The following is a 12,208-nucleotide window of genomic DNA, read 5'->3' as shown; positions in this document are numbered from 1 at the left end:
ATCAACACCCGGCAGCAGCGGTGCTATCCGCTCCCACGCCGCATCCGTCAGCTCACCACGACCCACCACAAGATCAATTATCAGACAGGTCCTAGGGCGCGTACCGACGGGCCGCCTACCGTCGACGGCACAGCCTTGAGGACGTCCCGGATCTCCTGATGACGGCGGACCGCGCCCTGATCCCCCCGCTGGCCGACGCCCTCTGGGAGCTGTCCTGGTCCGGCCGGCTGGCGAACGACACGCTCTCGCCCCTGCGTTCCCTGCTGGGCTCCGGGCGCACCGCCGGGTCCACCGCGCACCGGGCCTAAGCGCGGCGTGCCCCGCGGGCGCTACGGCTCGCCGACGGCCGCCGACCGCACCGCGTCCCGCACCGGCCCGCCGACCGCGGCGGGGCGCTGGTCGCTGCGCGTCTCCCAGGGCGCGGAACCTACAGCCCTGCGGGCCCCGGACGACCCGCTCGTCCCGCTCGCACAACTGTTGGTTGTGCTTTCGTGGCATGGAGTTGTTTGATGCAGCGTGCTGCGCGGTGATGGGATCAGCACATGTCCACTCGCACAGAGCACGTCATGTACGTGAAGACGCCCGAGTTCACGCGTCATGCAGACCGGATCGTGGAGGTGACCGACGCGACGTCTCGACTGAACGGGCTTCCGTTCAGCGACAGCGAAGGACGCGCGAAACTACTCGCAGTTGTGTTCGGCGGCCCGCTGCCCGAGTCCGTCGTGATCTATCCCCCGTTCTTCACCGAGTACGGACTGAACACATCGTTCGGGGAGAACGTCTTCGTCAACCAGGGATGCACTTTCATGGACAAGGGAGGTATCCGGATCGGCAACGGCGTCATGATCGCCCCGAAGGTCAGCCTCATCACCGGAGGCCATCCGCTGCCTCGGACCGAACGCCGCGAGTATCTCTCGTTCGCCCCGATCGTCATCGAGGACGACGTCTGGATCGGGACGGCTGCCGTGATCACGCAAGGAGTCACCATCGGTACCGGTGCGGTGGTCGCGGCAGGCGCCGTGGTCACTCGTGATGTCCCTGCCGGCACCGTGGTCGCCGGAGTGCCCGCCCGGGTGATCAAGACAGTCGACTGAGCCACCGACCGCTGGGTGATGTCCGTATCCGTGGGACACATGGCTCTACGCACATGGCGCGTGTAGCTCCCGCCGACGAACACTGGTGGGACGCCGGTAGGCCCGGCACAGCATCCCCCACTTCGAAGAGGTGACACGCCATGACTGCGGACACGACCCTCACGGCCGGAATCCGCGTGCCCGGCACCAAGCTGGCGCGCGAAGCGACGGAACTGGTCCGTGACAACACCAGCGAGCTCGTCTACCACCACTCCCGCCGCGTGTACTTCTTCGGCAGCCTCCAGGGCCGCAACCGGGACCTCGGCTTCGACCCGGAGCTTCTGTACATCGGAGCCATGTTCCACGACCTCGGCCTGAACGAGCAGTTCCGTTCCAGCGGGAGACGGTTCGAGGTCGACAGCGCCGACGAGGCCCGTCGTTTCCTGCAGTCGCACGGCGTGCCCGAGGACAGCGTGCGGCGGGTGTGGACGGCGATCGCGCTCCACACCACCCCCGGCATCCCCGAATTCATGGAACCGGAGGTCGCGCTGGTCACCGCGGGGGTCGAGTACGACGTTCTCGGCATCGGGTACGCGGACGTCTCCGACAGGGACCGCCAGGACATCGTCGACCTGCATCCCCGCCCCGACTTCAAGCGGCGCATCCTGACCGCCTTCACCGACGGCATTCGTCCGAGGCCCGAGACCACCTTCGGCAACGTCAAGGCCGACGTGCTCGAGCACTACGTGCCCGGGTTCCAGCGGGGAGACTTCGTGCGCACCATCCTCGACTCGCCGTGGGCGGAGTAGCGCGTCCGGACGGCGGCGACATCGTCGTGATCGTGGCCTGAGACCAGGTGCAGCTCCGCCGGGACTGGCAGCGTGCCACTGCCGACCCGGTCCTCGCCTGCCTCGTGGCCGGGCTCGCCGCTCGCACGAGCAGGGTGAGCTCGGTGTGCGCGGGTGTTTTCGTACTCGCGCACACCGGGGTCCTGGACGGCCGGCGTGCCACCACACGCTGGGAACTGGCGCCCCAGCCGGCCCGCGCCCACCCCGGAGTGTGTGGGGACCCCGACCTGGTGCTCGTGCGCGATCGGCACCTCGTCACGTCGGCCGGCCGTGACCGTGGGGATCCACAGGGCGCCAAGCCCTGGTCGAGGAGGGCCACGGAGCCGACGTGGCCCAAGACGTGGCACGTCAGCTCATCACCTGGCGCCCGGCCGGACCATGGCCCACGGTGCCGCAGCTTCCCGATCCGGCGGGCCCGGCGAGCGGGGATGCCGCTCCTCGGGCCCGCTCTCTCACTCTCCGTCCTCGGCTACGCGGATGATCGTGCGGCCGGGGACGCGCTCTCGCTGGGTGAAGGCGGCGACGGCCTCACCCAGCGGGCGCACCGCGCCGACCCGTACCCGGAGCCTGCCGTCCCGCACGCGCTGGGCCAGGTCGGCGAGGCGTGCGCGGTCGGGTTCCACCACGAAGAAGAGTGCCTGCCCGTCGTCGGGGCGCACGGTGGGCGGCTGGGCGATGGTGACGATCGTGCCGCCGGGACGCACGAGGGCAGCCGAGCGGTCGAGGATGTCCCCGCCGATCACGTCGAACACGACGTCGACCCGGCCGGCGTCCTCCCATCGGTCGGCCTCCAGGTCGAGGAAGGCGTGCGCGCCCAGGTCGAGGACGGTGTCGCGGTCGGCGGACCGGCCCGCGCCGACCACGCGGGCTCCCGCTTCGTGAGCGAGCTGTACGGCGATCGAGCCGACCGCGCCGGCGGCGCCGTGGATCAGGACGGTCTGGCCGGTGCCGAGTCGCGCGTGGTCGAACAGGCCCTGCCAGGCGGTCAGGCCGGAGATCGGCAGCGCGGCCGCCACCGTGTGGTCCACGTCGGCGGGGAGCGGGGCGAGGTTGCGGGCCTCCACGGCGACGTACTCGGCGAGCGACCCGTTGCGCGCCCAGTCGGTCGGCCCGAAGACCCGCTGGCCGACGGTGAGCCCGGTCGTTCCGAAGCCGAGTTCCGCCACGACTCCCGAGACCTCGTGCCCGGGCACGCTCGGTGTGCGGTCGCGGCCCGCGCGGTCGGTCCAGGTCGCGGGCCAGTCGAGTTCTCCTCGGGTGAAGCCCGCGGCGTGCACGCGCACGATGACGTCGTTCTCCGCGGCATGGGGATGCGGGAGGTCCTGGAGGGCCAGCCCTGTGACCCCGGCCTCGCGATTACTTACAGTGACGGCTTGCACGCGTGTTCCTTTCCGAACGTGTGGCCTTGGTAGGTGAGTGGGAGCCTGGCTGCCACCGGGTCATCGCGGCCAGGGAGCGTCCAGGACGCGCCGCACCATGGACCCGCGGCGAAATCCGGGGACGAAGTGTTCCAGAATGTCAGCGTTGACGGTCCCGTAGGTGGTGTCGGGTCGGTCCTTGAGACCCTCGACGAATGCATGCAGGAATTCCTTCTTGAAGTCGCCGCGCGGGTGTGCGGCGACGATCTCGCCCAGCTGGTCGCCGTCCAGCCGGTCCAGCCCCCAGCCGATCGCATCGGTCAGTACGCCGTAGTGCGTGAGGGCGACCTCGGGTTCCATCCGGCCGGGAACGCCCGGCGTCGAGTGCAGGGCGATCGCCCTCCACGCCATCTCGGCGGCGCTCTCGGAGAAGCCGCGGTCGAGCAGGAACTTCCGCGCGTGGTCGGCGCCGTCCAGTTCGAAGCGCTGCTGTGTGTCGGAGAACGGGAGCGAAAGACCTGCGTCGTGAAACATCGCCGAGATGTAGAGCAATTCGGGATCGGGACGGAGACCCAGTCCGCGTGCGTGAAGGGAACCGAAGAGAAAGACCCGCCGTGAGTGGTGGAAGATCAGCGGATTCGTTCGCTCCCGCAGGAAGTCGGTGGCCTCCGCCACAGCCGGGGTTTCGGGTACTTCCACTCCTGCGATGATGTCGGTCATGATGTGCGTGCTTTCCGATGCGAGGTGCTGTGCGAGGTGCTACGAGTGGACCGTGTGTCCCGCCTCCACGGTGCCGACCGTGCGGCCCTCGGCGCTGCCTCGGTCCGGCCATGAACCACTCGAATCCGGTCACCTCAGGATGGGCCGGTGAGTACTGGCGCGCATCATGTGGCGGTCCTCGTCTACGACGGCGTCAAGCTGCTGGACGTCGCCGGCCCCACCGAGGTGTTCGGGGAGGCGAATTCGCTCGGTGCCGATTACCGGATTTCGCTGGTGTCGACGACGGGCGACGGCGTCGCCTCCTCGATCGGCATGCGGATCGCGGTCGACGGCAGCGCCGCCGCGGAGCCGGACCCCGACACGTTCCTGATGCCGGGCGGCGACGTCTATCCCCGCACCCCCGTCGCCCGCGACCTCGCCGAGGCCGCCAAGCATCTGGCCGCCCGGGCCGGCCGGGTCGCCTCCGTGTGCTCCGGTGCCTTCGTCCTCGGTGCGTCGGGCCTGCTCGACGGCAAGCGGGCGACCACCCACTGGAAGATCGCGGGCGAACTCGCCGCCCGGCACCCCAAGGTCCGTGTCGAAGCCGACGCCATCTACGTACGTGACGGTACGACGTACACCTCGGCGGGTGTCACCGCGGGCATCGACCTCGCGCTGGCCCTCGTCGAGGAGGACCACGGTCCCGAGGTGAGCCGGGAGGTGGCCCGGTCCCTGGTCGTCTATCTGCAACGGGCGGGCGGCCAGTCACAGTTCTCCGCTCCGCTGCAAGGCCCGCCGCCTCGGTCGCCGGCCCTGCGCAGGGTCGTCGACCTGGTCACGGCAGAACCTTCCGGGACCTACTCCCTCACCGAACTGGCCGGGCACCTCAACGTCAGTACCCGCCATCTCACGAGGCTGTTCCGGGAGGAGCTCGGCACCACGCCGGCCCGGTACGTAGAGTCGATCCGGTTCGACATCGCGAAGTCACTGCTCGACCAGGGGCACACCGCGACGCAGGCGGCGTCCTTGGCCGGCTTCCCGAGCTACGAGAGCATGCGCCGTGTCTTCGCGCGGGAGGTGTCCATCTCCCCGACCGCCTATCAGCGCCGCTTCGGCACCGCCCGCCGTGACCAGGCCAGGTAGCGGCCGTCGGGCGGTGCCGAAGGGTCATCGAGAGCGTCGCCTCCTCCGTACGGGCAGAGGAAGCTACGCCTGCTCGGAAGTTGCTGCCGCTGATGGACGACACCCCGCCGTGGGCGGAGCCTTGAGCGGTCCTTGCGCGACAGCCCTCGAAGCCGCCTTCCTCGCGCCCGAGTTCGACCGCTGTTGGTTCGGTGCCGCCGTGCGTGACACGTCCGGGCTGTCCTTGCAGCCGCTGCGCGAACAGGAGTCGGCGCCCGCGTCATCGACGCACGCGTACACACGAAGGCCGGTGATACGGACTTTAAAGGGCGGCCTCGGCTTCGGGGTCGAAGGCGGCACCTGTGAGCTGTTCGCTCGCCGTCCACAGCCGCCTGCCCTCCGCGGGGTCGTCGGCGCCCGGGGGGAGCCTGGCGGGCTTGGGCGTGCCGGAGGTCTGGTCCCGTCCGGCGGGGCCGATGAACTGGCCCGTCCGAGCGTACGGGCTGGTCGCCGCGTACAGGGAGGGCCAGGCCGCTCCCTCGGCCGAGCCCATGAGCAGGCGTGCGGCGATCGGGGTCACCATACGGCTCAGGGCGCCGGTGCCGTGCTGCTGCAGATTGGTCATCGCCGACCCCGGGTGGACGACGAGCGCCTCGACGGTGCTGCCTGCGCGCCGGGCGAGTTCGAGGGCGTAGACGATGTTGGCGCGCTTGGACTTGGCGTAGGCGCCCATGGGGCGGTAGCTCTTCTCGCTCATCAGGTCGTCCAGCCTGCCCATCGGCCATCGCGCAGCGATGGCGCTGACCGTGACCACGCGCGGTGCGGACGCGCGCCGTACCGCGGGCCAGACCTGGGCGTTGAAGGCGAAGTGGCCGAGGTGGTTGGTGCCGACCGTCATCTCGAGGCCGTCGCGGGTGGTGCGCCGCTCGGGCAGGTTCATCACGCCGGCGTTGTTGAAGAGCAGGTCGACCGTCTCGGTCTCGGCGATGCGGGTGGCCGCGTCGCGGACGGAGGCGAGGTCGGAGAGGTCGAGCACGAGGGTGTCCGTCCGGGCCTCCGGGGTCGCGGCGCGCACAGCCTCCGCGGCCTGGTCCAGCTTGGTCCGGCTGCGGCCGGCCAGGATGACGCGGGCCCCGTGCCGGGCGAGCGCGCGGGCGGTCTCGAGTCCGATCCCGCCGTTCCCACCGGTGATCAGCGCGGTGCGGCCGGTCTGATCGGGTATGTCGTCGGGAGTCCAGTGGTTCACCGTTCTCATGCTCCTCGGATGCGTTGATGGTGTGCTCGATCGTGCGGCACTCGGCAGGGTCCTGATTCCGGTCCGGAAGTGCATGCCGAGGATGCCCTCGGCGGGAGCGGCTTCGACGATGACTGGATGATGTCCGGACGCATGCCACTGAAGGCGCCGGCGGCACTGGCCGCGATGAACTTCTTGTCGGCGCCGTGCCGCGGCGCTGTTCAGGCCGGCGCCGCGCCAGATCACGCCGTCCGCCCAGAGCAGGTCGACGATGCCGGGACAGTCTCCGTGGACGACTTCGGTGATGCCGGGCGTTGGTCTTGGTGCCCGGTTCGACACCTGCCCCCCCCTTTTGCAGACCGGTGGTCTGTTCAGTTGCTCACCAACATAGGAGACCGGCGGTCTGATGTCAAAAGACCGGCTGTCTGTAATCTGGGGGCATGACGAACTTCCAGCGCGCGCGCAGTGAGGAGCAGCGTGAGACACGGCGCCAGGCCATCCTCGACACCACGGCCGCCATGCTCGAGGAGATGCCCGTCGGCGAGATCAGCCTGAACGAGCTGAGCCGCCGCGTCGGGCTGGCGAAGTCCAACGTGCTGCGCTATTTCGAATCGCGTGAGGCGATCCTGCTGGAGTTGCTCGATCGCGCCTGGCAGCAGTGGGTGGCCGACCTGCCTGCTCTTGTGCACGCCGGCGTCGACCGGGACGCCCCGGTGAGCCGGCGTGCGGAGCGGTTCGCCGCCGTCGTCGCGGACTCCCTCGCCCCACGCCGGGTCCTGTGTGACCTGCTGAGCGCTCAGGCGGGCGTACTGGAACACAACGTCTCCCCGCAGGCGGCCGCCCGCTACAAGCGCGCGGCCGTGGCCAACGTCGCCGACATCGCGGCACTGGCCCACCAGCACCTTCCCGAGGTGGGCGACCGTGCACCGCAGTTGACCGCAGGCATGATCATGGCTATCGGCGCCGTGTGGACACACGCACGGCCCTCCCCGGCGATGCTCGCCGCCTACGAAGCCGACCCCTCACTCACCGCGTTCAAGCTGGACTTCGTGACCGCCCTGCGGGAGATGCTGGCCACGCTCGTCGTGGGCACCGTCGTCCGCGCCTCCGCCTGAGCGCGTCCGGGGCAGGAGCCGTGGGCCGGGCCGCGGTGGCGGACCGCGACAGGTGCGGCGCCACCGCCACTTTCCGCCAGGTCAGCGTGGTACCGCCCATGGGCGGGCCGGGCAGAGGCGAGGCAGTCGACTGCGGCCCCCGGGAGGGTGGCGGGTCACCCTCCTCCAGCGCTCCGCACGCCGGTGACGTCGCTCAGTAGATGCTCAGTCCGTACACCGAGAGCCACTCGACCACCGGCTGGTAGTAGGTGAAGCCTCCCGAGCTGCAGTTGCCGCTGCCGGCGACGATGACGCCGAGCGCGGTGGTGCCGGAGAAGGCAGGGCCGCCCACGTCTCCTGGTTCGGAGCAGGCACTGGACCGGAAGAGGCCGCTCACGCTTCCTCCGCCGTAGTTGACCGTGAGGTTGACCGCCTGGACGGTCCCGCAGCGGAGTCCCGTGGTGCGACCAACGTGGCAGACCGACTGGCCGACGACGGGGTGGGCCGCGGCGGTGATGTCACGGGTACCCGCCCCGGCACCCAGGGAGACCTCGCCCGGACGGGCGACCGTCGTGCCGGTGTACCGGACGGTCGCGTAGTCGTTGCCGGGAAAGCTGCTGCCCGCGGTGACCCCGACGGGGACGGTGAGGGCGGCGTCGGCGTACCAGGTGGTGCCGGCCGTCTGCGCACACCGGCCCGACAACAGCGCGTACTCGGCGGACCCGGAACGGGCGTTGAAGCCGACGGTGCACCGGGCGCCCGCGCTGTACAGGGTGTCGCCGCCGCGCACCGCGAGCGCGGCCGCACTCTCTCGCGGCGCGGCCTCCGCCACCGGACCGAGGACGGCGGTGGTCCAGCCCAGGAGCAGGGCCAGGAGGACGACGGCGCGGACAGCGACGGGCGCGAGGCGGTAGGAACGCGTGCGAGCCACAGCAGCCTCCAATGTCATGTACTGGCCATTATCGCCCTCTCGGAGCCGGGCGGTCAGGCCCAAAGCCGCCAACGTCTACGAGCTTCTCCGACAGCAACCGTGGCCCCCGAGGCGGCGCGCTGACGTATCTCCTCAGTAGAACCGGCCGTCACTGCCCAGATGGCAGATCGAGGTCAAGGATCATGTCGAGCGACCGCACACCGTTTGTCCCGGTGAAGGAGCCGACCGCCTGGAAGCCGTTCTTCCGGTAGTAGCGTATGGCGCGTGCGTTGTCGGCGAGAACACCGCCCAGCAGAATGATCCGTCTCTTGCCGAAACCTCGTGCAACGTCAGCGATGAGAGGAAGGATCTGCGTCCCCACGCCTTTCCCCTGGTAATCGTCGGCCAGAGTAGGGCCGAAGCGGCCATCGGTCGCTGAAAGTGGGATACCGGCCTCGCGAAAGCGCACGACGTCGTGCGGGTGGAGATCGAGACTCAACTCGAGGAGGCCGACGATCCGGCCGGCCGGCACTTCCTCCAGCACCAGCCTGAGTTTGTCGTAACGCGCGATCGCGTCACACAACTCCTGAGCGGTTGCGAGGTCGTACCCGTCGAAGGTACTCAGCCTCCTCGATTCGGGCGACAGACCCGCCAGGAAGCTCGCGAGAAGCTCCGGATCGGCGTGTGTCAGGGGTCGGAAGATCACATCCGGACCGTCGATCCGCATCAGGCGGCGTGTCAGACGTGACGGATCACCGGCGATCTCAGGCAGCGTGAACACTCCAGCGCCCCCACCTCATCAGACTTTCAGTGACAAGAACCTACTGGTGATCAATCTTCCACGGCAATGCTCAAGTGAGCTGCACCAGGGGCGGAATAGGCCCCTCCGTAACCATTTGTGGCTGCTTCCGATCTCATGCCCGGCGGGTCCGCCTGCGACCGTCCACGATCTTCAGCGCCCACCTGGACAACTGGCGTCTGTGTAACGTCACCGAGCACAACGGGGTCCTCGAAGCGTCCTTGTGGAACTGGGGCAACGGTGGATGCGCGACCATCGCCGAGCAGAACGCCGCCACCGACCGGGCGGTCCTGATGACCGTCCCCTGCAAGGAGGACGAAACCGGTACGTGGACGGCGAGTTCATACGCCAGTACTCCAGCGGCAGGCAGGACGGTACGGGCACCTACTCCTTGATCGGAGTCTGACGGCCCACATTCTGTGAGTGGCCACGCTCGTGAGCCCCTCGGGCTCCAGGATTCGTGTGCGGCCTCACGCATCCTTGCCGCGTCAGCGGCTCTACCGGAAGTTCCCGGCCGAGCCGGTGTCACATCGCCGGCCGCGGTTTCCCCTGCAACCAGACCAGCAGGCCGAGCGGCTCGTGTCGCACCTTGGTCACCGGTCGCGGCGGTGTCCGCCGGTCGAGGAGCCCTCAGGCGGTGTGCAGCCGCGCGGGTGGGCACTCGGCTTGTGTGCGGGAAGGAGCCCGTGATGAACAGTCCAGGTCACGAGATGTCTCATCCGCTGGAACGGGTCACCGGCGACGAGCCCGCCCGCGCGAGCGGCCAGGCGCCGGGCGCCGAGGAGGGAGAGGAGCCATGACGGTCTCCATCGCCGGGCAGGACGCCGCTTCGCTCGGGGGCCGGAGAAGCATTCTGTGCCGCCAGCGCCGTGATCACGCGGAACTCGACGCCATGATGGACCGCTATCGGTCCGGGGGTATGGCCGGCACGGAGCGTGACGCTTTGTGGCTGGACATCGTGCAGCTGGTGTTCAGCCACGCCTTCGCCGAGGAGACCGTGCTGTGGCCGATTCTGCGGCGCGTCCACCCCGCCGGCGACGAGCTGACCGAACAGGTCGAGGAGGAGCACCAGGCGATCAACGAGCTGATCGCCCGCGTCGAGCGGAGGCCGGACGATCCCCGCCGTGCCGATTGGATCGAGGAGGCGTTCGTACTGATCTCCCAGGACATCCGCGACGAGGAGGACGAGCTCCTCCCCTGTCTCAGAGACGCGTTCAGTGACCGCAGGCTGCGGAGCATCGGTGCCGCCTGGGAAGCGGTACGGGCCACCGCACCCACTCGCCCCCATCCGGCGGTGTCACGCCGACCCCCGGGCAACGCGCTGAGCGGTGTTCCGCTGAGCGTGTTCGACCGGCTGCGGGACCTGTCCCCCGTAGCCTCCCCGGCTGCTCGTCGTGCCACCGCGCTCCTCGCGGGCGTGGCGGTGGCGGCCGGCTGCTCGGCTGTGGCCCGTCGCGCCGTCCGGCGTCAACACCACGGGGGAAGACCGATCTCCGGCCTGGGTAGCCGGCGTCGTCGGTGAAGCACCAGGGACGACGCGAGGCACGGGCGGCCTGACGTGGGCGCCGCAGCAGGAGCCCCAGCTGGACGGTGAGGTCGAGGGGCCGGCGCGGGGTGGGACGAGCGGTCTCGGGTACCGCCGCCCGCAGCCAGGTCATGCGCTGCGTGACCAGCGCGCAGGACCCGGGGCACGGCAGACTGCGGCTGACAAAACAGGGGCGGCGTGGGCCCACGCCCACGCCGTTCCCATCTGTCTCTGTGGACGGACTCTCACTTCGTCCCGGCCTCGAGTGGCCCAGAAGCTCCTCGCGGCGTCGATTCTCCGGCGCGGAGGGAGCTCTGGACGGTCACTCGTAGCAGCGAGTCAGTGAAGCGCCCTGACTCTAGAAGAAATGCTTGCGTCCACCGACCGCGCGACCGGTCGCACCCAGGATCCACAGGATGGCGCCCACGAGAATGAGGATGCCACCGATCGTCGTCAGCAGTCCCATGCCGACAAGCAGGCCGATGATCAGCAGAATAAGCCCAAGAATGATCATTTCAACGCTCCATCGTCACTTCCGACTCAGACGCGTGTGCGTACAAGCTTCACAACGGTTCGAGTTCGGCCCTGAGGTGTGGGGTCCCGACCAGCTCCGAATGCCAGGACCTTCGTGCGATAGCCCTTGTGCCCGGAGACACGTTGTTCACACACCTCCTCGAAACTTCGTTCACGAAGAAGGCTGCTGAACCGGTCCGAGGCCACCCGGAACCCTGGCCGTTCGGCGACTGGCCCGCCGCGCGGGCTCTCGTCGAGCTGATCCTGCTGATGATCTCCGCACGACCGCCGCGTCCCTCCCTGCTCGACGCATCGCAGCGTCGAGCAGGGTCGGGATAACGAGGCGCCGCGGTCTGCTCCGCGGCGTCCGGCTTCCGTGCCGTGCCGTGCCATGTGGTGTGGTGTGGTGCGCGTCGGCCGTACCGCCGGACTCAGGCGGTGACGAGGCACTTACTCCGCGTGTTCGAGAGCTGAGATGCCCTGCCTGCACCGAGCGCCGGGCGGGCGGGTCAGATGCCCATGGAAGCCATTTCAATGGCTGAGCGGTAGTTGGCCGAGGCGGTGACCACGCACGCACGGTAGGTCCGGTCACTCTTCACGGCCAGGAAGTAGTCGCGCAGGTTCTTCCAGTAGTTGACCAGATACCCGAGTCCGGGCACGAAACCGGCCGGGCGCGGCACGAGGGCGAAAGCCTCGCTGCACTCGAGGATCTCGCCGGTGGCCGTGGACAACACGCCGGCCACCTCCGCGTTCATGTTCCAACCAGCAGCCAGCTGGGGCGTCCAGATGGCACCCGCGACGGCCCGTAACTGCTCCTGCTCCTCAGGCGTCGGGTCGCTCGTCACTGTCGCCTGCGCGCTCAGCGGTGCCCCGGTCGGCGCACCGCCCGTGGCTGCCGCGGCCGGTCCCGCCACGGCCGTCGCCACCAGGACAGCCGCGACCGCGACAGCGATCCTGGCGCCGTGACGTCTGCTGTTTCCGCTACCTGTCGTCATCGTGTGTCCCTCCCCTGGAAAGCCTTCGACGCCCGAAG

The 12,208-nt window shown here is 69.3% G+C and carries 12 protein-coding genes and 3 pseudogenes; 8 read left to right on the top strand and 7 right to left on the bottom strand.

Annotation, left to right across the window (positions count from 1 at the left end; genetic code table 11):
- Nucleotides 1-182: 182 nt before the first annotated feature.
- The 4 genes and pseudogenes from ACGF5T_RS29895 to ACGF5T_RS29880 form a co-directional block, all read left to right on the top strand.
- Nucleotides 183-507: pseudogene (locus ACGF5T_RS29895) on the top strand (hypothetical protein); the annotation flags it as partial.
- Nucleotides 508-566: 59 nt separating this feature from the next.
- The gene (locus ACGF5T_RS29890; RefSeq protein ID WP_366767810.1) at nt 567-1,094 is read left to right on the top strand and encodes a DapH/DapD/GlmU-related protein; all 528 of its coding nucleotides are present in this window, start codon (nt 567-569) and stop codon (nt 1,092-1,094) included.
- 140 nt (nt 1,095-1,234) lie between these two features.
- A complete protein-coding gene (locus tag ACGF5T_RS29885) occupies nt 1,235-1,882 on the top strand; it encodes an HD domain-containing protein (protein ID WP_356610404.1) in 648 nt (215 codons plus the stop codon).
- Nucleotides 1,883-1,929: 47 nt separating this feature from the next.
- A pseudogene (locus tag ACGF5T_RS29880) lies at nt 1,930-2,184 on the top strand (DJ-1/PfpI family protein); the annotation flags it as partial.
- A 189-nt stretch (nt 2,185-2,373) separates the two neighbouring features.
- On the opposite strand, the gene ACGF5T_RS29875 reads toward ACGF5T_RS29880, so the two are convergent.
- Nucleotides 2,374-3,300 (bottom strand): NADP-dependent oxidoreductase, encoded by a 927-nt coding sequence (locus tag ACGF5T_RS29875; RefSeq protein WP_361016342.1) that lies wholly within the window; start codon nt 3,298-3,300, stop codon nt 2,374-2,376.
- A gap of 60 nt (nt 3,301-3,360) precedes the next feature.
- The gene (locus ACGF5T_RS29870; RefSeq protein ID WP_366767811.1) at nt 3,361-3,999 is read right to left on the bottom strand and encodes an HD domain-containing protein; all 639 of its coding nucleotides are present in this window, start codon (nt 3,997-3,999) and stop codon (nt 3,361-3,363) included.
- 147 nt (nt 4,000-4,146) lie between these two features.
- Between ACGF5T_RS29870 and ACGF5T_RS29865 the strand changes: the two genes are divergently transcribed.
- On the top strand, nt 4,147-5,121 hold the full coding sequence (locus ACGF5T_RS29865) for a GlxA family transcriptional regulator (protein WP_366767812.1): 975 nt from the start codon (nt 4,147-4,149) through the stop codon (nt 5,119-5,121).
- A gap of 301 nt (nt 5,122-5,422) precedes the next feature.
- On the opposite strand, the gene ACGF5T_RS29860 is transcribed toward ACGF5T_RS29865, so the two are convergent.
- On the bottom strand, nt 5,423-6,355 hold the full coding sequence (locus ACGF5T_RS29860) for an oxidoreductase (protein ID WP_366767813.1): 933 nt from the start codon (nt 6,353-6,355) through the stop codon (nt 5,423-5,425).
- A 419-nt stretch (nt 6,356-6,774) separates the two neighbouring features.
- Between ACGF5T_RS29860 and ACGF5T_RS29855 the strand changes: the two genes are divergently transcribed.
- A complete protein-coding gene (locus ACGF5T_RS29855; protein WP_366767814.1) occupies nt 6,775-7,449 on the top strand; it encodes a TetR family transcriptional regulator in 675 nt (224 codons plus the stop codon).
- A 193-nt stretch (nt 7,450-7,642) separates the two neighbouring features.
- Here ACGF5T_RS29855 and ACGF5T_RS29850 read toward each other — a convergent pair whose 3' ends face one another.
- Both ACGF5T_RS29850 and ACGF5T_RS29845 read right to left on the bottom strand, forming a co-directional pair.
- Nucleotides 7,643-8,359: a S1 family peptidase gene (locus ACGF5T_RS29850; RefSeq protein WP_366767815.1), complete on the bottom strand. Its 717-nt coding sequence runs from the start codon at nt 8,357-8,359 to the stop codon at nt 7,643-7,645.
- 148 nt (nt 8,360-8,507) lie between these two features.
- A complete protein-coding gene (locus ACGF5T_RS29845; protein ID WP_366767816.1) occupies nt 8,508-9,119 on the bottom strand; it encodes a GNAT family N-acetyltransferase in 612 nt (203 codons plus the stop codon).
- A gap of 146 nt (nt 9,120-9,265) precedes the next feature.
- Here ACGF5T_RS29845 and ACGF5T_RS29840 point away from each other — a divergent pair.
- Nucleotides 9,266-9,543 (top strand): annotated as a pseudogene (locus ACGF5T_RS29840) (hypothetical protein); the annotation flags it as partial.
- Between the two features lie 390 nt (nt 9,544-9,933).
- Nucleotides 9,934-10,659 carry a hemerythrin domain-containing protein gene (locus tag ACGF5T_RS29835; protein ID WP_361016352.1) on the top strand — a complete coding sequence of 242 codons (726 nt, stop codon included), beginning with the start codon at nt 9,934-9,936 and terminating at the stop codon, nt 10,657-10,659.
- A 361-nt stretch (nt 10,660-11,020) separates the two neighbouring features.
- Here the strand turns inward: ACGF5T_RS29835 and ACGF5T_RS29830 are convergent, their stop codons facing one another.
- Both ACGF5T_RS29830 and ACGF5T_RS29825 read right to left on the bottom strand, forming a co-directional pair.
- Nucleotides 11,021-11,176, bottom strand: coding sequence for a hypothetical protein (locus ACGF5T_RS29830; RefSeq protein WP_010059700.1), 156 nt, complete (start codon nt 11,174-11,176; stop codon nt 11,021-11,023).
- A gap of 508 nt (nt 11,177-11,684) precedes the next feature.
- The gene (locus ACGF5T_RS29825) at nt 11,685-12,170 is read right to left on the bottom strand and encodes a hypothetical protein (protein ID WP_361016353.1); all 486 of its coding nucleotides are present in this window, start codon (nt 12,168-12,170) and stop codon (nt 11,685-11,687) included.
- Between the last annotated feature and the right edge of the window lie 38 nt (nt 12,171-12,208).

This window comes from Streptomyces sp. NPDC047853, assembly GCF_043204535.1.
GTDB lineage: Bacteria > Actinomycetota > Actinomycetes > Streptomycetales > Streptomycetaceae > Streptomyces.
The sequence above is the reverse complement of the archived record's forward strand: the minus strand, read 5'-3'. Positions and strand labels throughout refer to the sequence as shown.

Coding starts and splice junctions, on each gene's coding strand:
- ACGF5T_RS29890 (WP_366767810.1), top strand. CDS start 567: ATGTACGTGAAGACGCCCGAGTTCACGCGTCATGCAGACCGGATCGTG.
- ACGF5T_RS29885 (WP_356610404.1), top strand. CDS start 1,235: ATGACTGCGGACACGACCCTCACGGCCGGAATCCGCGTGCCCGGCACC.
- ACGF5T_RS29870 (WP_366767811.1), bottom strand. CDS start 3,999: ATGACCGACATCATCGCAGGAGTGGAAGTACCCGAAACCCCGGCTGTG.
- ACGF5T_RS29860 (WP_366767813.1), bottom strand. CDS start 6,355: ATGAGAACGGTGAACCACTGGACTCCCGACGACATACCCGATCAGACC.
- ACGF5T_RS29855 (WP_366767814.1), top strand. CDS start 6,775: ATGACGAACTTCCAGCGCGCGCGCAGTGAGGAGCAGCGTGAGACACGG.
- ACGF5T_RS29835 (WP_361016352.1), top strand. CDS start 9,934: ATGACGGTCTCCATCGCCGGGCAGGACGCCGCTTCGCTCGGGGGCCGG.
- ACGF5T_RS29830 (WP_010059700.1), bottom strand. CDS start 11,176: ATGATCATTCTTGGGCTTATTCTGCTGATCATCGGCCTGCTTGTCGGC.
- ACGF5T_RS29825 (WP_361016353.1), bottom strand. CDS start 12,170: ATGACGACAGGTAGCGGAAACAGCAGACGTCACGGCGCCAGGATCGCT.